Below are 19878 nucleotides of genomic sequence, written 5' to 3' on the forward strand. Positions count from 1 at the left end.
ATGACAAGCATGACTCCTCCCGCCCCCATCCCGCTCACCATCCTCACCGGCTTCCTGGGATCGGGCAAAACCACCCTGCTCAACCGGCTTCTGAAGGATCCGGCGCTGCAGGATACGGTGGTGATCGTCAACGAGTTCGGCGAGATCGGCCTCGATCACCTGCTGATGGAGAAAGTCGACGAGGGCATGGTCCTGCTGTCCGCGGGCTGCCTCTGCTGCACGGTGCGCGGCGACCTGATCGCGACCCTCGAGGACCTGCTGCGCAAGCGCGACAACGACCGCATCCTGCCGTTCAAACGCGTGGTCATCGAGACCACCGGCCTCGCCGATCCCGCGCCGATCCTGCATGCGGTGCTCTATCACCCCTATCTGTCGATGCGCTACGCGGTCGAAGGCGTGGTGACCGTCGTCGATGCGGTCAACGGCTCCGCCACGCTCGACGCGCATCGCGAGGCGGTGAAGCAGGCGGCGGTGGCCGAGCGGATCGTCATCGCCAAGACCGACCTCGTGGAAGATCGGGCAGGCCTCGCGCAGCTGCGGGAGAGGCTGCACCAGCTCAATCCCGGCGCCGCCTTGCTCGAAGCCGACGCACCGGCGGAAGCCGTCATCGCCGGCGGTCTCTTCGGCCTCGACGGCAAGATTGCCGATGTCGCCGCATGGCTGAAGACGGAAGCCGTGGAAGAGGCGGAGCGCGAAAGCCACGCCCATCAGCATGGCCACCATCATCAGCATCACGGCCACGATCATCATCACCATGACGTGAACCGGCACGACGAGAAAATCCGTGCGTTCTGCCTCACCAGCGACGAGCCGATCCGTCAGGGCACGCTCGACATGTTCCTGGACCTCCTGCGCTCGTCGCAAGGCGCGAAACTGCTGCGCGTGAAGGGCCTCGTTGCGCTGGCGGAAGATCCGGAGCATCCGGTCGTGATCCACGGCGTGCAGCATGTGATCCACGTGCCCGCAGTGCTGCCGCGCTGGCCGAGCGAGGATCGCCGCAGCCGCATCGTGTTCATCGTCGACGATCTCGAGCGCGACACCGTGGAAAAGCTCTGGAACGCCTTCCTCGGCAAACCCGCCATCGATCAGCCCGACGCGGCGGCTTTGTCGGACAATCCACTGTCGTTGAGGCGGTAAGCACAACAGCCCTCCTCCCCCTTGTGGAGAGGAGTTGGAGGTGGGGGTGTGAGCGCCAACTTCTCCGGTTCAGCATTGAGGCAGCCGCAGGCATCACCTCTCCCCGGTGGGGAGAGGTCGAGCGCAGCGAGGGTGAGGGGGAGAGCGTTGTCCGGAGAGGGCGTAACCCCTCACCCGCGCCTCCGGCGCGACCTCTCCCTCAAGGAGAGGTGAGCCAGCGCCTCGCCTTGATCGGCCAGCGCGTTTTCCTGGACCTGTTACCTCAAGCCGCCATCTGCGAGCGCTGCGCCCATCCGGTCATGGAGCGCTCCACATAGGCCGTAATCGCATACATGATCACGCCGAGCACGGCGAGCACCACGAGGGCGGCCCAGACGAGGGGCACCTCGAAGGCGGCGGAGGCGCGGGTGAGCAGGTTGCCGATGCCCACGTTCGACGCGTTCTGCTCGCCGATCACGGAGCCCACATAGGCGAGCGTGATGGCGACTTTCAGCGAGCCGAAGAAATAGGGCATGGCGCGCGGCACGCCGACCTTGAACACGATGTCCCGCTTCGAGGCGCCGAGCGCCCGCAGGACGTCCTCCATCTCCGGCTCGACGGTGGCGATGCCGGTGGCGACATTCACCACGATGGGAAAGAACGAGATCAGGAAGGCCGTCATCACCGGCGGCACCCAGCCGACGCCGAACCAGAACACGAGGATCGGCACCACCGCCACTTTCGGAATCGAGTTGAAGCCCACGAGCAGCGGATAGGTTCCGGCATTGATGAGCCGGGACGAGCCAAGCACCATGCCGAGCAGCAATCCGAATCCGACGGCCAGGCCGAACCCCGCCAGCGTCATCCAGAGCGTGAAGAAGGCGTGATAGGCGAGCTGGGTGCGGTATTCCCACACGGCGACCAGGATCGTCGAAGGCGTCGGCAGGATGAAGCTCGACACGTTGAGGACGCGGCAGATCAGCTCCCAGAGAAGGAAGAAGCCGATGGTGAAGATCCAAGGTGCGAGGGCGAGCTGATTCTTGGTTTTCATGGGTCTCTCACGCCGCCTGACGCGCCTGCGCGATGTGATTGCGCAATTCATGGACGAGTTCGGAAAATTCCGGCGTGTAGGTGATCTCGAGATCGCGCGGGCGCGGGAACTCCACCTCGCGCTCGGCAACGATCCGGCCCGGACGCGCGCTCATGCAGAAGATGCGGTCCGAGAGGAAAGCGGCTTCGCGCAGGTCGTGGGTGACGAGGATGATCGTGACCTTCTGCGCCGCATGCAGGTCGCGCATCACGCACCACAATTCCTCGCGGGTGAAGCTGTCGAGCGCGCCGAAGGGCTCGTCGAGCATCAGGAGCTTCGGTTCGTGGATGAGCGCACGGCAGAGCGAGGCGCGCTGCTGCATGCCGCCGGAGAGCTGCCAGGGAAATTTGTGTCCCTGCCCTTTCAGGCCGACCTGCTCCAGCAGGCTCTCGGCCTTGGCCACATATTCCGCCTTGTGTCGGCGCAGCCGCGAGCGATGCGGCTCTACGATCTCGAGCGGCAGCAGGATATTGTCGAGAGTGGTGCGCCAGGGCAGCATGGTCGGGTTCTGGAACGCCATGCCGGCAAGCTTGACCGGCGCACCGACCTGCTTGCCGTCGACGATCACCGTGCCTTCGCGGGGAAACTGCAGGCCGGTGGCGAGCTTCATCAGGGTGGACTTGCCGCAGCCCGAAGGACCGACGATGGCGGCGAACTCGCCCTCGTTCACCTTCAGGTTCAGGTTCCTGACGGCAGGCAGACCATCTTCGGCCCGCGCATAGACATGGGTGACGTCGTGAATGTCGACGAAAACCGGCAAGGGGCGCTCCACTTGTTCGCCCTCCCCTTGAGGGAGAGGGTCGGCCTTTAGGCCGGGGTGGGTGGGTAGCGCGACGTTCGTTCACGTTGGCGCTTCCCACCCCACCCCGTTCGCGATGCTCGCGACCTTCCCCCTCAAGGGGAGGGTGAGAGAAGGCTCAATTCACCTTGCGCTGGTCGGCAGCGGGGAGAAACTGCTCGGTGAACACGGCGTCCACCTCGGGCTTCGCCTTGTAATTGAAGGTGAGGCCGATCTGGTCGAGCGCCTTGGCGAAGCGGGTCTTGTCGATGCCCCCAAAACCGTTCTCCTTCACCCAAGGCGTGATCATGTTCTGATCGAGCACCATCTTGAGGCGCTCGAGCTCCACGTCCTTCTTGGCGACGTCGTTGCGCTTGATCACCGAATCGACCGCTGTTGAGGGATCCTTCACCGTGTCCTGCACGCCTTTCATGATCGCGCGCAAAAGACCCTTCACGGCCTCAGGCTTCTCCTGCGCGAATTTCTGCGAGACGATGATCGTGTTGCCGTAAAGATCGACGCCGTAATCGCTCATCAACATCACGACGATGTCGTCCGCCGGCACGCCGCGCGACTTCAGGTTGATGTAGGACGACATGGAGAAGCCGAAGACCGCATCGACCTCGCCTTGCGCCAGCATCGGCTCGCGCACCGGGAAGCCCACGTTCTCGAACTTCATGGTCGAATCGTCGATCTTGTTCACGGCCTTGAAGATCGGCCATTGCGCATAGGCGCCGTCGGCGGCCGGCGCGCCGAATTTCTTGCCCGCGAGGCTCGACACCTCCTTGGTGATGCCGCGGCTCTTGCGGCCGATGAGGGCGAAGGGCGGACGGTCATAGATCACCATCACCGCCTTGATGTCGGTGCCGGGATTCTCGTCGCGGAAGCGCACGAGGGAATTCACGTCGCCGAAGCCCACATCGTAGGTGCCCGACGCCACGCGGGAGATCGGCTCGCGGGAGCCCGCCGCCGGATCGATCGTCACGTCCAGCCCCTCGGCTTTGAAATAGCCTTTGTCGATGGCAACCGCGAAGGGGGCTGCCGGGCCTTCCCAGCGCCAGTCGAGCGAAAACCGCACCGGGGTCTGGGCCTGGGCGGCGGCAGACCCGAGAAGCACGGCTGCGCCCGCCAGCATCCCCTTGATCCACGCAGCCTTCGTCGAACGATCCGCAAACATTACCGTCACCTCTGATTTTTTATGATCGGGGGCGTGGTGACGCCGTTTTCGGCCACCTGCCCTGTTCTTGACCATGCAACCAGATCACGGCCTCGGGTCAAGTCTCTTGCCCGGGCAACCCTGCCCGCGAGAAGGGCATTTGACGAAAAATTGAGCAGAAACTCTCAAGGTCGAGACCCTTGACGGGTTCAGGGGCGCTCCCCACGTTGGACCCATCGGCGCCCGGGCCCCTCTGGCAGGATGCAGCATGCGACTGTGATGTCGGAGCCGATGCTTGAACAGAAGCAATCAAAGGTCCGGTTATGCCAGAATTCCTGCTTATGGAATGGCTGGGTAAGCCCGTCTGGATGTGGACGGCTTTCCTCAGCCTTGTCGTTTTTCTCCTCGCCTTCGATCTCGGTGTCCTGAACAGAAAGGACAGGGAGCTCGGCGTGAAGGAGAGTCTCCTGCTATCCCTCTTCTACATCGGCATCGCGACCGCCTTCGGTGCCTATATCTGGTGGTCTTTCGAGACCGGCCTGCTGGTGACCGAGGACGGCACGCACGCGGGCATCTCGTACTTCACGGGCTTCTTCATCGAGAAGTCCCTGTCGATCGACAACGTCTTCGTGATCTCGCTGATCTTCAGCTATTTCGCGATTCCCCGGAAATATCAGTATCGCGCTCTCGTCTGGGGCATCGTCGGCGTCATCGTCCTTCGCGGCATCATGATCGCGGTCGGTGCCGCTCTGGTGCAGGAATATTCCTGGATGCTCTATCTCTTCGGCGCCTTCCTCATCGCGACCGGCATCAAGATGCTGTTCGTGCCCGAGAGCGAGCCGAATATCGACAAGAACGCGATGGTCCGCTTCATGCGCAAGCACATGCGCGTGACGAACCGCCTGCACGATCAGCGCTTCTTCGTGCGCGAGCCCGATCCGAAATCCGGAAAGATCGTCACCTGGGCGACGCCGCTCTTCCTGGCGCTCGTGGTGATCAACGTCGCCGACCTGATCTTCGCGGTCGACTCGGTGCCGGCGATCTTCGCGATCACCACGGACACCTTCGTGGTCTATACCGCCAACATCATGGCGATCCTCGGCCTGCGTGCGCTCTACTTCGCGCTCGCCGCCATGGTGCACCGCTTCCACTACCTGAAATACGCGCTCGCGCTGGTGCTCGTCTTCATCGGCGGCAAGATCTTCTGGAACCAGCTCGTGGGCAAACTCGACCCGACCATCTCGCTCGGCGTAACGTTTACCCTGATCGCCGGCGGCGTCGTCTACTCGCTATGGAAGACGAGGAACGAGGAAGAGACGGTGACCGGGTAAATCACCCTCTACGTCATCACCGGCCGCGTGCCGGTGATCTCGTTTGGAAAGGTGCTGCGTTCTTCCGATCGAGATGGCCGGGCCACGCCCGGCCATGACGTCGTGGGAAGGTCACACCGGCAGCATCCCGTCGCTCTTCACCTCCTCCATCACCGCATAGGTGCGCGTTTCCTTCACGCCGGGAAGGGCGAGAAGGATTTCTCCCAGGAAGTGGCGGTAGGCGGCCATGTCGGCGACGCGAGTCTTGACCAGATAGTCGAACCCGCCCGCCACCATATGGCACTCGAGAACCTCGGGCGCCCGCTTCACGGCGGCGGCGAATTTCTCGAACACGTCCGCCGTCGTCTTGTCGAGGGAAACCTCCACGAAGACCAGAAGCCCAAGCCCGAGCCGGTGCGGATCGAGCCTTGCGCCGTAGCCGGCGATCACCCCCTCCCGCTGCAGCCGCTTGACCCGCTCGCCTGTGGAGGTCGGCGACAGCCCGACCTTTTCCGCAAGCTCGACCGTCGCGATGCGGCCATCGGCCTGGAGAGCCTTGAGGATCTTGCGATCGATCCGGTCTAAATCCGTCATTGTCACGGCCCATCAATATTTTCTCCGCCGTTCCTAAGGCAGAATTGCTGATTTTGCCATCGAAACACGCCCGGCAGCCTCATATATTCCCGGAAACATCCAGAGGATCCCCCGATGCGCCCTGCCACCAGCCCGGCCCTGCCCTTCAACCCGCCTTACGCCGAGGACGACAAAGCCCTTGCCAGCCGGCTCCTTGCCGGCGCGTGGCTCTCGCCAGAGCGGGAGAAGCGCGTCGACGCGCAGGCCACCCGCCTGATCGAGGCGATCCGCGCCAAGGGCGGCGGGCTCGGCGGCGTCGAGGAGATGCTGCGCGAGTATGCGCTTTCCACCAAGGAGGGCCTCGCCCTCATGGTGCTGGCCGAGGCCCTGTTGCGGGTGCCCGATGCCGCCACCGCCGACCGGCTGATCGAGGACAAGCTCGGCCAAGCCGATTTCGCCGGCCACGAGGCGAAGTCCGATGCCTTCCTCGTCTCGGCCTCGGCCTGGGCGCTCGGCATCACGGCCCGCATCATCCAGCCCGGCGAGACGCCGGAGAGCATTCTGGGCCAGCTCACCAAGCGCCTCGGCCTGCCTGCCGTGCGCACCGCCACGCGCCAGGCCATGCGGGTGATGGGCAACCATTTCGTGCTCGGACAAACCATCGAGGAAGCGCTCAAGCGCGCCGGCTCCTCGAAAGGCCGCGTCTACCGCTATTCCTTCGACATGCTGGGCGAAGGGGCCCGGACCGCCGAGGATGCCCGTCGCTATTTCGAATCTTACGCCTCCGCCATCGACGCCATCGGCCGCTCCGCCGGCAACGAGCCGCTGCCGAACCGTCCCGGCATCTCGGTAAAACTTTCCGCACTCCATCCGCGCTACGAGGCCACGAGCCGCGAGCGGGTGATGCGCGAATTGGTGCCGCTCACGATCGCCCTGGCGCAGAAGGCCAAATCCTACGATCTTAATTTCACCATCGATGCGGAGGAGGCCGACCGTCTCGAACTGTCGCTCGAGGTGATCGAGGCGGTGCTCGCCGATCCCTCGCTCGCCGACTGGAAGGGTTTCGGGCTCGCGATCCAGGCTTACCAGAAGCGTGCCGGCTCGGTGATCGATGCCATCGCCGCCATGGCCGAACGCTACGACCGCCAGCTCATGGTGCGCCTCGTGAAGGGCGCCTATTGGGACACGGAGGTGAAACGCGCCCAGGAGCGCGGGCTCGACGATTATCCGGTCTTCACCCGCAAGGCGATGACCGACCTTCACTACATGGCGTGCGCCGAGAAGATGCTGTCCTTACGCCCGCGCATCTATCCGCAATTCGCCACCCACAACGCGCTCACCGTCGCCTCCATCATCGAGCGCGCCGGCGGCACGGAGGGCTACGAGTTCCAGCGCCTGCACGGCATGGGCGAGGCGCTCTATGCGCGCCTTCTGGAAGACAATCCGGGTCTCGCCTGCCGCGCCTATGCGCCGGTCGGCGGCCATCGCGACCTTCTCGCCTATCTCGTGCGCCGCCTCTTGGAGAACGGTGCCAATTCCTCCTTCGTCTCGGTGGCAGCCGACACCAACGTGCCGGTCGAGGCTCTTTTGAAGCGTCCGGCCGACATCATCGTGTCGGCCGACAAGGCGCGCCATCCCAAGCTGCCGCTGCCGCGCGATCTCTATGGGCCCGAGCGCGCGAATTCGAAAGGCGTCGAGTTCGGCCATCAGGCCTCGCTCGACGCGCTGCTGGCCGAGATCAGGAAGTTTGCGCAGCAAAACTATAGGGCCGAGCCGCTGATCGACGGCAAGGCGGCCTCCGGCACGTCGCGCCCGCTCATCAGCCCCATCGACGGCAGCACGGTCGCAGGTCAGGTGACGGAAGCCTCGCCCGAGGTCGCCGATCGCGCCATGTCTGCTGCCCATGCCGGTTTCGCCAAGTGGAGCCGCACGGATGCCGCGACCCGCGCCAAGGCGCTGCAGCACGCGGCCGATCTCTTGGAGGAGCGGCGCGGTGCGCTGCTTCATCTGCTGCAGGTCGAGGCCGGCAAGACTCTCGACGACTCGCTCTCGGAAGTGCGCGAAGCGGTCGATTTCCTGCGTTACTACGCCGTCCAGGGCAAAGCCCTCTTCGGCGCGGGCGAGGCGATGCCGGGACCGACCGGCGAGAGCAACGTGCTGCGCCTGCGCGGACGCGGCGTGTTCGTCGCGATCTCGCCCTGGAATTTCCCGCTCGCGATCTTTCTGGGCCAGGTCGGCGCCGCGCTGATGGCCGGCAACGCCGTCGTGGCGAAGCCCGCCGAGCAGACGCCGTTGATCGCCGATCTCGCCGTGCGCATCCTGCACGAGGCCGGCGTGCCGAAGACAGCGCTTCATCTCGTGCCCGGCGACGGCCGCGTCGGTGCGCGCCTCGTCGAGCACAAGGACGTTGCTGGCGTGGTCTTCACCGGCTCGACCGAGGTTGCCCGCATCATCAACCGCACCCTTGCCGGCAAGGATGCGGCCATCGTGCCGCTGATCGCCGAGACCGGCGGCATCAATGCGATGATCGTCGACGCCACCGCCCTGCCCGAGCAGGTGGCCGACGATGTGGTGATGTCCGCCTTCCGATCCGCCGGTCAGCGCTGCTCGGCCCTGCGCCTGCTCTGCGTGCAGGATGACGTGGCCGATCGCATGATCGAGATGATCGCCGGCAACGCCCGCGAGCTGAAGATCGGCGATCCGCGCGAGATCTCGACACAGGTCGGTCCGGTGATCGACAGCGAGGCGAAGGACAAGCTCGATGCGCATATTGCTTCAATGAAGCGCTCCGCGAAGGTGCACTACGCGGGCGAGGCGCCGGTGGCCGGCACCTATGTGGCGCCCCACATCTTCGAGCTCAGCAAGCCGCATGATCTCGCACAGGAGGTGTTCGGCCCCGTGCTGCACGTGGTGCGCTACAAGGCTGGTCGCCTCGGCGACGTGCTGCAGGCCATCGAGGGCACCGGCTACGGCCTGACGCTCGGCGTGCATTCGCGCATCGATGCCACGGTGGAGCGCGTGGTCGAGGCGCTTTCCGTCGGCAACGTCTACGTCAACCGCAACATGATCGGCGCGGTGGTCGGCGTGCAGCCCTTCGGCGGTCACGGCCTTTCCGGCACCGGTCCCAAGGCTGGCGGGCCGCATTACCTCCTGCGCTTCGCCACCGAGCAGACGGTGACGATCAACACCGCGGCTGCCGGCGGCAACGCGAACCTGATTGCGATGGGGGAGTAGGCCCCCTCACGTCATCACCGGCCTCGTGCCGGTGATCTCGATTCGAAAGGCGTCGTGTCTCACAAAATCGGGATGGCCGGGACAAGCCCGGCCATGACGCGAGGGATTTCACCCGGCTGGGAAGCTGAAGCTGCGCACCGTCTCCCACGGTCCGCCACGATACCACCAGAGCTCAAGCCCGGTAGCCTCGACCTGAAACGGTTCAAAACTCTCGCATAGCTCTTCCAACAGAGCTCTCGCCTGTGTGGGATCGACCTTGTTCTGCACCGTCACATGCGGTTGGTGGTTCTGCCGGTCCTGCGACTTGAGCCGGTCGTTCCATGCCAGTGCAAGCTGCCTGCGCAGCTGCGCCAGTTCCGTCGACTCGAGGGCGTAGGCGACGCCGCGGCCGAGGGAGCGCAGGCCTGTCACGTCGAGAGTAAATGGTCGCCGATCCGAAGTGCAGGCCTCGATCTCGCGCATGATCGCCGCGAGATACTCGCCCGGCAAGGCATGAAACAGCGTGAGATGGGCCGGGATGAAATTGCGCTCGGGCGGAAAGTAGCGCCGCCTCTGCGCATCGAAGAAGGCGAAGGAGCGTTCGTCGAGCTGTAGCGTGAGGATGAGCGGCGCGGGCTGGTACATGAAACAAAAAACCCGGCTCAAGGCCGGGTTGTTTCAGAGTGGAGGCTTGAAAGTGCCTCAAAAGTTCAGCGCCGCCTTGGCTTCGCGCAGCTGTGCGATCGCCGATTCGGCTGCTTGCCTGGCGGCCGGTTCGTTGGTGGCATCCCAGTGCATTTCGGCAGTCAGGATCTCCTGGTCGAGGATGTCCTGGGTCAGCTCCTCCTCGGGAAGAGCGCGCTCGGCGAGAACCGTGAGGCCGTTCTGGTTCACGTCGGCGAAGCCGCCGCGCACGAGAACGCGGCGTCCGTTGCCGGGCGTGCTGGTGACGACGAGGAACCCGGTCTTGAGGGTGGTCATCACCGGCGAATGGCCGGCCAGAACCGTCATGTCGCCCTCGGTCGCCGGCAGCACGACGGCGTCGACCTCACCGGAGAACAGCACGCGCTCGGGAGAGACGAGTTCGAAATTGAAGGTAGCCATCTGAGCTCCTCGTCATCCCGATCGGCGACCGGGAATCGTTTGGGAGATACGCTTGGATACGAGCATCCCGGAGCGTGAACGCTCCGGGATGTCGCTTAACGTGAATTAAGCCGCTTCGGCCGCGAGGCGCTGGGCCTTCTCGATCGCTTCCTCGATGCTGCCGACCATGTAGAAGGCAGCCTCCGGCAGGTGATCGTACTGGCCTTCCACGAGACCCTTGAAGCCCTTGATGGTGTCTTCGAGCGCGACGAGCTTGCCCGGCGAGCCGGTGAAGACTTCGGCCACGAAGAAGGGCTGCGACAGGAAGCGCTCGATCTTGCGGGCGCGGGCGACGGTGAGCTTGTCCTCTTCGGAGAGCTCGTCCATGCCCAGGATCGCGATGATGTCCTGCAGCGACTTGTAGCGCTGCAGGATCTGCTGCACGGAGCGCGCCACGTTGTAGTGCTCCTCGCCGAGGATCGCGGCGGAGAGCATGCGCGAGGTCGAGTCGAGCGGATCCACCGCAGGATAAATGCCCTTCTCGGCGATCGAGCGCGACAGCACGGTCGTGGCGTCGAGGTGGGCGAAGGAGGTGGCGGGCGCCGGATCGGTCAGATCGTCGGCCGGCACGTAGATCGCCTGCACCGAGGTGATCGAACCCTTGTTGGTGGTGGTGATGCGCTCCTGCAGCATGCCCATGTCCGTGGCGAGCGTCGGCTGATAGCCCACCGCCGAAGGGATACGGCCGAGAAGCGCCGACACTTCGGAGCCGGCCTGCGTGAAGCGGAAGATGTTGTCCACGAAGAACAGCACGTCCTGGCCCTGGTCGCGGAAGTTCTCGGCGACGGTCAGGCCGGTGAGCGCGACGCGGGCGCGGGCACCCGGAGGCTCGTTCATCTGGCCGTAGACGAGCGCGCACTTGGAGCCTTCGCCGCCGCCATGCTTGTTCACGCCCGACTCGATCATCTCGTGATAGAGGTCGTTGCCCTCGCGGGTGCGCTCACCGACGCCGGCGAACACGGAATAGCCGCCGTGCGCCTTCGCGACGTTGTTGATGAGCTCCATGATGAGCACGGTCTTGCCGACGCCCGCGCCGCCGAAGAGGCCGATCTTGCCGCCCTTCGCGTAGGGAGCGAGCAGGTCGACGACCTTGATGCCGGTGACGAGGATCTGGGCCTCGGTGGCCTGCTCGGCGTAGGACGGAGCGGGCTGGTGGATAGCGCGGACGCCCTGTGCCGGGATCGGGCCTGCTTCGTCGACCGGCTCGCCGATGACGTTCATGATGCGGCCGAGCGTTCCGTCGCCGACCGGCACCGAGATCGGGGCGCCGGTGTCGGTGACGTCCTGGCCGCGGACGAGGCCTTCGGAGGTGTCCATGGCGATGCAGCGCACGGTGCTCTCGCCGAGCTGCTGGGCCACTTCGAGCACGAGGCGGTTGCCGCCGTTCGTGGTCTCGAGAGCGTTGAGGATCTCCGGCAGATGGCCTTCGAACTGGACGTCGACGACGGCGCCGATGACCTGGGTGATGTGACCGACCTTGCCGGCGGGAGTAGCGGTGTTAGCCATGTGAGGCTCCTCTCGGATTCGTCAGAGCGCCTCGGCGCCCGAAATGATTTCGATCAGTTCCTTGGTGATCATCGCCTGACGCGACCGGTTGTAGGTCATCGTCTGCTTCTTGATCATCTCGCCCGCGTTGCGGGTCGCATTGTCCATGGCGCTCATGCGGGCGCCCTGTTCGGAGGCTGCATTCTCGAGCAGCGCCCGGAAGATCTGCACGGTGAGATTCCGCGGCAGGAGCGTCGTGAGGATCTCGCCTTCATCGGGCTCGTACTCGTAGACCGCGTCGGGGGCGCCGGCGCTGGTCTCGATCTGAGCCGGAATGATCTGCTGCGCCGTCGGGATCTGAGCGATCACCGAGCGGAAGCGCGAGTAGAACAGGGTCGCCACGTCGAACTCGCCCGCCTCGAAACGGTTGAGGATCTTCTGGGCGATCATGTCGCCCTGCTCGAAGCCGATCTGGCGCACGGCGCGCAGATCGATGAGCTCGATGATCTGCTCGGCGAACTGGCGACGCAGGATGTCGTAGCCCTTCTTTCCGACGCAGATGATCTTGACGGTCTTGCCCTCGGCGAGCAGCCGGTTGGCATGATCGCGGGCCAGGCGCGCGATCGACGAGTTGAACGCGCCGCACAGGCCGCGCTCCGCGGTGCAGACGACCAGCAGGTGAACGCGGTCGGAACCGGTGCCGGCCAGAAGACGCGGCGTCTCGGGCCCGACGGTGATGCCGGACGCGAGGTTGCCGAGCACCACGGCCATGCGCTCCGCGTAAGGACGCGCGGCTTCCGCCGCGGTCTGCGCGCGGCGCAGCTTCGCGGCGGCCACCATCTGCATGGCCTTGGTGATCTTCTGCGTCGCCTTGACCGAGGCGATGCGGTTACGAAGGTCTTTTAAGCTCGGCATCGAGCGTCCCTACCCTCTCCGGAAACCCGGCTGGATCGTTTAGAGAACGGAAGTCCTTACGAGAAAGACTTGGCGTAGTTCTGGACGACGTCCTTGAGCTTCGCTTCCGAGTCGCTCGACAGGTCCTTCGAAGCACGGATGGCATCGAGAAGATCGGCGTGCTTGCCGCGCAGGATCGAGAGCAGACCGTCTTCGAAAGCGCGCACCCGGTTGAGCGGAAGCGCGTCGAGATAGCCGTTCACGCCGGCATAGATCACGGCGACCTGCTCTTCCATCTTCAGCGGCGAGAATTGCGGCTGCTTCAGGAGCTCGGTCAGGCGCGAACCGCGGTTCAGCAGGCGCTGCGTGGTGGCGTCGAGGTCGGAGCCGAACTGCGCGAAGGCCGCCATCTCGCGGTACTGCGCCAGCTCGCCCTTGATCTTTCCCGCGACCTTCTTCATCGCCTTCGTCTGGGCCGAGGAGCCCACGCGCGACACCGAGAGACCGACGTTCACCGCCGGGCGGATGCCCTGGTAGAACAGATCCGTCTCGAGGAAGATCTGACCGTCGGTGATCGAGATCACGTTGGTCGGGATGTAGGCCGACACGTCGTTGGCCTGCGTCTCGATGACCGGCAGAGCGGTCAGCGAGCCCGAGCCGTTCTCCTCGTTGAGCTTCGCAGCGCGCTCGAGCAGGCGGGAGTGCAGGTAGAACACGTCGCCCGGATAAGCCTCGCGGCCCGGCGGACGGCGGAGCAGGAGCGACATCTGACGGTAGGCAACGGCCTGCTTGGACAGATCGTCATAGGTGATCACGGCATGCATGCCGTTGTCGCGGAAGAACTCGCCCATGGCGCAGCCCGAGAAGGGTGCCAGGAACTGCATCGGGGCCGGATCGGAGGCGGTGGCCGCGACGATGATGGAATATTCCAGCGCGCCGTTCTCTTCGAGAACCTTCACGAACTGGGCCACCGTGGAGCGCTTCTGGCCGATGGCGACATAGACGCAATAGAGCTTCTGGCTCTCGTCGTCGCCCTGGTTCAGGGGCTTCTGGTTGAGGATCGTGTCGAGGGCGATCGCGGTCTTGCCGGTCTGCCGGTCACCGATGATCAGCTCGCGCTGGCCGCGGCCGACCGGGATCAGGGCGTCGATCGACTTGAGGCCAGTCGCCATCGGCTCGTGCACCGACTTGCGCGGAATGATGCCGGGAGCCTTCACGTCCACGCGGCGGCGCTCGGTGGCCACGATCGGGCCCTTGCCGTCGATGGGGTTGCCGAGCGCGTCGACGACGCGGCCGAGCAGGCCCTTGCCGACCGGCACGTCCACGATGGCGCCCGTGCGCTTCACGGTCTGGCCTTCGGCGATCTCACGGTCGGAGCCGAACACCACGACGCCGACGTTGTCGGTCTCGAGGTTGAGGGCCATGCCGCGCACGCCGCTCTCGAATTCGACCATCTCGCCGGCCTGAACCTTGTCGAGGCCGTAGCAACGGGCGATACCGTCACCGACGGACAGGACCTGTCCGACTTCGGTGACTTCAGCTTCGGTACCGAAGTTCTTGATCTGCTCTTTGAGGATCGCGGAGATCTCAGCGGCTCGAATGTCCATCAGCGGACCTCTTTCATCGCTAGACGAATGGAATTGAGTTTGGTGCGCACCGAGGCATCCACCATGCGGGACCCCACCTTCACGATGAGACCGCCGATGAGGCTCGGGTCGATTTTGACGTCGACAGCGACGTCAGCCTTGGCGACGTCGCGCAGCGCCGCCTTGATTTCGTTGAGAACTTTGTCGGAGGGCGCCTCCGCCAGGGTGACCTGCGCCTGGACGATGCCCTTGGCCTCGGAGACGAGGTTCCGGTAGGCGCGGATCATGTCGGGCAGTGCGAAGAGGCGGCGCTTGGAGGCGACGAGGCGGATGAAGTTGCCGGCAAGGCCGGAAACGCCGGCCTTGTCGAGGATGGCGCCAATAGCGCCCGCCTGCTCCTCGGCCGTGAAGACGGGGTTCTGGATCAGGCGCTGCAGGTCCTGGCTGCCGCGGATCAGCTGATCGAAGCGGCCGAGGTCGCCTTCGACGGCGTCCATCGCGTTCGCTTCCCGAGCGAGTTCGAACAGCGCCGAAGCATAGCGCAATGCTACGCCCGACAGGAGGGGTCCTTCTTGCGAACCGCTTTGCGCCACGGAACCGTCTCTCTCGTATCTTAACGGGCCTCGACCGGGACAGCCTGCAATGGAGGCTCTCGGGAGACCCGTCAGGTGTGGAAATGAGCCCGAGGCGGAAGCCGTCGCCACCCGTCGGGCGAGGGTGCACTAGCATGGGTTTTTCGCAGGCGCAAGGCGAGCCGGGCCCTGTTTTGCCTTGAAAAAGCCGGGTGCACGGTCACGGTAAAGCTAGAGTTCCAGAGCTGCGACTTCGCAGTTCGCCAGGAACCGCCCGGTGAGCCGGCTGAAGAAGGTGCCGTGGCCCACCACCGCGATCAGCTTTTCCGGGCGCTCGGCGAGCCAGAAGCGGAACCGCTCGACCCTCTCCTCGAACAGGTGAGCCGGCTCGATGATGAAGCCCCGCTCGTTCATCTCGCCCTCGTTGTGCCACCAGACCTCGTCGAGATGCCCGAAGGACAGGTGGGGGAAGTCCTGAGACAGGTGGGAGATGGCACGCCCCACGTCGCAGCTGCTCTCCAGGTGCTCGCGATGGAGGCATTCCACCAGGATCGTCGGCGCGGAGGGGTGGTCCCCGAACAGGCCCATGGTGGTCTGGATCGCCCGTGTGAGCGGGGAGGTCACGACGAGGTCGTATGAATATTGGCGCAGTTCCGGCGCACGCTCGGCCACCTGGCGCTGGCCCAGCTCGGTCAGGGGCGCATCGAAATGCCCCGGATCCACGCCGTGCTCGGCGAAATGGGCGTTGAAGGTCGATTGGCCGTGGCGGATGCAGTGGACGATCTTGGTCATGGTGCCTTGTCTTGATGAGGGGCTCTGCTTGATCACAAAAAGCTTTGGGGGTCCACGTCGATGGAGACGCGGGTGTTGCCGCGGATCTTGGGGCAGCGGGCCATCCAGCCGCGCAGGTAGGCCTGAAGATCGACCTCCCGTTCGGTCTTGACCAACAGCCGGAAGCGGTAGCGGCCCCGGATCAGGGCGAGCGGCGCCTCGGCCGGGCCGAGCACGGTCACGCCCGGCGGTGGCTCGGCGACCAGCGCCATGCCGCGGGCATGGGCCTCCGCCAGCTCGCGCTCGGCCGCCGAGACGATGAGGGAGGCGAGCCGCCCGAACGGCGGCAGGCCGGCCATCTCGCGGACGCGTGTCTCCTCCGCGTAGAAGCGCTCGGCATCGCCGGAGACGAGGGCAGCGATGACCGGATGGTCCGGCTGCCAGGTCTGGACCAGGGCCCGGCCCGGCTTCTCGCCGCGGCCTGCGCGGCCCGTGACCTGCTGCAGCATCTGGAAGGTGCGCTCCGCCGCACGCGGATCGCCTGAGGTGAGGCCGATATCCGCATCGAGCACCCCGACCAGGGTCATGAGCGGGAAATTGTGGCCCTTGGCCACCAGTTGCGTGCCGATGACGATGTCGAACTCGCCCGCCGCGATCGCGGCAAGCTCCGCCCGCAGCCGCTCCGTGCCGCCGGGAAAGTCGCTCGAGAGCACGATGCAGCGCTTGTCCGGGAACAGCTCGGCCGCCTCTTCCGCGATGCGCTCGACGCCGGGGCCGCAGGGCACCAGCGAATCGACGCTGCCGCACTCGACGCAGGCGTGGGGCGTGCGTTCCACATGGCCGCAATGGTGGCAGACCAGGGAGCGACGGAAGCGGTGCTCCACGAGCCATGAGGAGCAGTTCGGGCATTCGTAGCGATGGGCGCAGGCCCGGCAGAGGGTGAGCGGGGCATAGCCGCGCCGGTTGAGGAAGAGCAGAGCCTGCTCGCCGTTTGCGACCGTCTGTTCCACCGCCGTCACCAGGGTCGGCGAGAGCCAGCGACCCTTCGGGATCGCCTCCTTGCGCAGGTCCACGGCCCGGATCTGCGGCATGGAACGGCCGCCGAAGCGCTCGGGCAGCTTCACATGGCGGTAGCGCCCGCGCTCCACATTGACCCGGCTCTCGATGGAGGGGGTGGCGGAGGCCAGCACCACCGGCGCATTCTCGATCTTGCCGCGTACCACCGCCATGTCGCGGGCGTGGTAATGCACCCCGTCGTCCTGCTTGTAGGCGGTCTCGTGCTCCTCGTCGACGATGACGAGGCCGAGGTCCGCATAGGGCAGGAACAGGGCCGAGCGGGCGCCCGCCACCACCTTTGCCTCGCCCGACGCGATGGCCGAATAGAGCCGCTCGCGCCTGCGGCCCGTGACGGCGGAATGCCAGGTGGCCGGCTTGACGCCGAAACGGGCGGCGAACCGGTCGAGGAACTGAGCGGTCAGCGCGATCTCGGGCATCAGGATGAGAGCCTGCCGGCCGTTGCGCACGGCCTCGGCCACCGCCTCGAAATAAACCTCCGTCTTGCCCGAACCCGTGACGCCTTCGAGCAGGACCACTGACGGATGCGCTTCGCCCATGGCAGCGACGATTTCGTCGGCCGCCGCCTGCTGGCCGTCCGAGAGCGCGGTGTGGCCGAAGGCGGGATCGGGCATCTCCGCAACGGGCTCGGCCAGGAGGGCGACCGTCTCCAGGGCGCCTTCGTCGATAAGGCCGTTGACGACCCCGGCGCTGACGCCCGCCGCCTGAGCCAGCTCGCTTTTCAATCGTACGACGCCGTCCTGGGCGATCTCGATCACCTTCTGCCGCGCCGGCGTCATGCGCTTCGGCAGGGCGCCGGCCAGCTTCACGCCGACACGTGCGACCTCCTGGCGATCCGGATCGGGGATCTTGAGCCCCATGGCGAGCGCCGAGCCCTTGGGCGCCAGGGTGTACCAGGCGATCCAGTCCAGGAACTTGCGCATGCTGGCGGATAAGTTCGGCGCCTCGATGATTCCGGTTACCTTCTTCAGGTTGCCGCCCTGCCCTTCGCGCATGGACCAGACGACGCCCGCCACCTCGCGGTTGGCGAGCGGCACCTGCACCACATCGCCCTCCTCCAAGGGGAGGCCGTCCGGCACGGCATAGGAATAAGCCGTGTCCAGTGCCAGCGGGATGAGGACATCGGCGATCTTGGCAACCATCAGGGAGCGAGAACGAACAGCGGGATCATGACCAGAGCTTAGACCCGATTTCCCTTCTCGAAAGCAAGCATGGTCCAGCTCACGTCCTTGCGGCCGAGCATGTCGGCAAACTCATACCGTTGGAGGAGGTCGAGGCCGAGGGACTGGGCGTGGGACACCAATGGATCGATCGGCACCTCGAACATCCGCCGCCCGGCCGGCACGGGCCCTTTGCGAACGGTCATGAAGATCTTTCCGCCGTCGCCGAGCAGCTCGGCGATCCGCGGCAGGGCGCGGGAGCGCTCCCGCTCATCGAGATGCATCCACACGGCCGTCATCAGGATGAGGTCGAATCGCTCGCCGCCGGCATGGATACGCGCCAGATCGGGCAGGGAATCGTCGATCCAGACGATGTTGGGATCGGGATGGAGGCGCTGGGCATGGGCTCTGAGCGCCGCCGTCGGCTCGGCGGCATGGACCTGCAGGCCACGTCGTGCAAGCGCCGCCGCGTCGCGCCCCGTGCCGGCACCGATGTCCAGGGCTTTGCCGCTCTCAGGCAAAAGTGTGAGTAGCGGCCTATAGAGATCCTCGAAAACCACGCTTTCATAGGCTTCGACGAGGCTGTCTGCCTGTTCGCCGTACCCTTCCGTTCCCGAAACGCCTCTACCCTGGCTCATGCGAAGTCTCGTCGCTCAAATTTCCACGAACGTTATCTCATCCGATCGACACTCGCCTTCGCGGCTTCACACTTTGGCAAGCTCGTGAACAGATATTGGAACTGTGGCCGATACCAAGACATCCCCTTCGATCATCGATCTCGTTCTACCGGGCGCCGACGACACTCGCCGCGAGGCGATGGCGTGGCTTGCCGGGCTCGCCAAGGAGCGGCGGCTGTCGGCCAAGACCGTCGAGGCCTATGCCCGGGACCTGCGCCAGTTCCTGGCCTTCCTGACCAACCATCTCGGCGAGAAGCCGAGCGTGGAAGGCATCTTAAACCTGAAGCCCATGGACATCCGCGCTTTTCTCGCCGCCCGGCGTATGGATTCGGTGGGCAGCCGCTCCCTCATGCGCCAGCTCGCGGCCCTGCGCTCCTTCGCCCGCCATCTCGAGCGCGAGGGTCATGGCACGGCCTCGGCCTTCGCGGCGATTCGCACGCCGAAGGTCGACAAGAACCTGCCGCGCCCCCTCTCCGCCTCCTCCGCCGTCGCCGTGACGGATGCGGAGACGCGGGCGGGAGAAAGCCGCAAGCCGTGGATCCTGGCGCGCGACGCCGCCGTGCTCTCGCTGCTCTATGGCGCGGGCCTGCGCATTTCCGAGGCGCTCGGGCTCGAGCGGCGCGATGCGCCGGTCAACGGAATCGACTCGATCACCGTCACCGGCAAGGGCGGCAAGATGCGCAGCGTGCCGGTCATTCCGCCGATCCAACGCGCGGTAGAAGATTATCTGGCGCTCTGCCCCTATGCGATCGCGCCCGAAGGACCGCTCTTCGTCGGCGCCCGCGGCGGGCCGCTCTCGGCCCGCATCATCCAGCTCGCCGTCGAGGAACTGCGCGGGGCTTTGGGGCTGCCCGACAGCGCCACGCCGCACGCCCTGCGCCATTCCTTCGCCACGCACCTTCTGGCCAAGGGCGGCGACCTGCGCGGCATCCAGGAACTTTTGGGCCACGCCTCGCTCTCGACGACGCAGCTCTACACGAAGGTCGATGCGGCGCGATTGATGGACGCGTTCAATGCGGCGCATCCGCGGGCAAGGGTGAAGTGAATAACTGGGTGTCATCCCGGACGGCGGGAGCCGATCCGGGATCGTTCTCAGGACGAGGCGCTCGCACCTCGAGATTGTCATCCGCGCGGCGGCGGGGATCCAGAACCGCTGACGATACCAAGCTGGTTCAAGATCATGGTTATGGATCCCGGCCTGCGCCGGGATGACAGCGCCACGCTCCTCCAGCGATCCCGGCTCGGCTGCGCCGTCCGGGATGACAGCGCCACGCTCCTCC

General features: G+C 65.5%; 17 protein-coding genes. 4 read left to right on the top strand and 13 right to left on the bottom strand.

All coding sequences use genetic code 11. The annotated features are described in order from the left end of the window. On the top strand, positions 1-1137 hold the full coding sequence (locus JKL46_RS27955) for a CobW family GTP-binding protein (protein WP_201839508.1): 1137 nt from the start codon (positions 1-3) through the stop codon (positions 1135-1137). 262 nt (positions 1138-1399) lie between these two features. Here the strand turns inward: JKL46_RS27955 and JKL46_RS27960 are convergent, their stop codons facing one another. The 3 genes from JKL46_RS27960 to JKL46_RS27970 all read right to left on the bottom strand — a co-directional run bounded on the left by JKL46_RS27960 (position 1400) and on the right by JKL46_RS27970 (position 4161). Beyond that, positions 1400-2167, bottom strand: a complete 768-nt coding sequence (locus JKL46_RS27960; protein ID WP_201839509.1) for an ABC transporter permease — start codon at positions 2165-2167, stop codon at positions 1400-1402. A gap of 7 nt (positions 2168-2174) precedes the next feature. After that, complete coding sequence (locus JKL46_RS27965) at positions 2175-2966, bottom strand: ABC transporter ATP-binding protein (RefSeq protein WP_210381492.1); 792 nt, start codon at positions 2964-2966, stop codon at positions 2175-2177. 157 nt (positions 2967-3123) lie between these two features. Next, positions 3124-4161 (bottom strand): ABC transporter substrate-binding protein, encoded by a 1038-nt coding sequence (locus JKL46_RS27970; RefSeq protein WP_246529577.1) that lies wholly within the window; start codon positions 4159-4161, stop codon positions 3124-3126. A gap of 302 nt (positions 4162-4463) precedes the next feature. Between JKL46_RS27970 and JKL46_RS27975 the strand changes: the two genes are divergently transcribed. Further along, on the top strand, positions 4464-5471 hold the full coding sequence (locus JKL46_RS27975) for a TerC family protein (RefSeq protein WP_201839517.1): 1008 nt from the start codon (positions 4464-4466) through the stop codon (positions 5469-5471). A gap of 111 nt (positions 5472-5582) precedes the next feature. On the opposite strand, the gene JKL46_RS27980 is transcribed toward JKL46_RS27975, so the two are convergent. Then, positions 5583-6044 carry an Lrp/AsnC ligand binding domain-containing protein gene (locus tag JKL46_RS27980; protein ID WP_201839525.1) on the bottom strand — a complete coding sequence of 154 codons (462 nt, stop codon included), beginning with the start codon at positions 6042-6044 and terminating at the stop codon, positions 5583-5585. A 114-nt stretch (positions 6045-6158) separates the two neighbouring features. Between JKL46_RS27980 and putA the strand changes: the two genes are divergently transcribed. Continuing rightward, entirely contained in the window at positions 6159-9257 is a 3099-nt protein-coding gene (putA, locus tag JKL46_RS27985) for a bifunctional proline dehydrogenase/L-glutamate gamma-semialdehyde dehydrogenase PutA (RefSeq protein ID WP_201839528.1), read from the top strand. A 108-nt stretch (positions 9258-9365) separates the two neighbouring features. Here the strand turns inward: putA and JKL46_RS27990 are convergent, their stop codons facing one another. From JKL46_RS27990 to JKL46_RS28030, 9 genes are all read right to left on the bottom strand, one after another. Beyond that, on the bottom strand, positions 9366-9881 hold the full coding sequence (locus tag JKL46_RS27990; RefSeq protein WP_201839531.1) for a 2'-5' RNA ligase family protein: 516 nt from the start codon (positions 9879-9881) through the stop codon (positions 9366-9368). A 57-nt stretch (positions 9882-9938) separates the two neighbouring features. Further along, positions 9939-10340, bottom strand: coding sequence for a F0F1 ATP synthase subunit epsilon (locus JKL46_RS27995; RefSeq protein WP_201839534.1), 402 nt, complete (start codon positions 10338-10340; stop codon positions 9939-9941). Between the two features lie 105 nt (positions 10341-10445). Further along, positions 10446-11885 carry a F0F1 ATP synthase subunit beta gene (atpD, locus tag JKL46_RS28000; protein WP_201839544.1) on the bottom strand — a complete coding sequence of 480 codons (1440 nt, stop codon included), beginning with the start codon at positions 11883-11885 and terminating at the stop codon, positions 10446-10448. A 21-nt stretch (positions 11886-11906) separates the two neighbouring features. Beyond that, positions 11907-12779, bottom strand: coding sequence for a F0F1 ATP synthase subunit gamma (locus JKL46_RS28005; RefSeq protein ID WP_201839547.1), 873 nt, complete (start codon positions 12777-12779; stop codon positions 11907-11909). Positions 12780-12835: 56 nt separating this feature from the next. Then, complete coding sequence (gene atpA, locus JKL46_RS28010) at positions 12836-14365, bottom strand: F0F1 ATP synthase subunit alpha (protein ID WP_201839550.1); 1530 nt, start codon at positions 14363-14365, stop codon at positions 12836-12838. Then, positions 14365-14937, bottom strand: coding sequence for a F0F1 ATP synthase subunit delta (locus JKL46_RS28015; RefSeq protein WP_201839552.1), 573 nt, complete (start codon positions 14935-14937; stop codon positions 14365-14367). The genes atpA and JKL46_RS28015 overlap by 1 nt, the downstream gene beginning before the upstream one ends. A 210-nt stretch (positions 14938-15147) precedes the next feature. Next, on the bottom strand, positions 15148-15708 hold the full coding sequence (locus JKL46_RS28020) for a histidine phosphatase family protein (RefSeq protein WP_201839554.1): 561 nt from the start codon (positions 15706-15708) through the stop codon (positions 15148-15150). Between the two features lie 32 nt (positions 15709-15740). After that, entirely contained in the window at positions 15741-17903 is a 2163-nt protein-coding gene (locus JKL46_RS28025) for a primosomal protein N' (protein ID WP_201839556.1), read from the bottom strand. Between the two features lie 38 nt (positions 17904-17941). After that, positions 17942-18559 (bottom strand): class I SAM-dependent methyltransferase, encoded by a 618-nt coding sequence (locus tag JKL46_RS28030; protein WP_201839559.1) that lies wholly within the window; start codon positions 18557-18559, stop codon positions 17942-17944. Between the two features lie 178 nt (positions 18560-18737). On the opposite strand from JKL46_RS28030, the gene JKL46_RS28035 reads away from it, so the two are divergent. Beyond that, entirely contained in the window at positions 18738-19643 is a 906-nt protein-coding gene (locus tag JKL46_RS28035; RefSeq protein ID WP_210381494.1) for a tyrosine recombinase XerC, read from the top strand. Positions 19644-19878: the final 235 nt, after the last annotated feature.

Source organism: Microvirga zambiensis WSM3693, from assembly GCF_016735695.1.
Lineage (GTDB): Bacteria > Pseudomonadota > Alphaproteobacteria > Rhizobiales > Beijerinckiaceae > Microvirga > Microvirga zambiensis.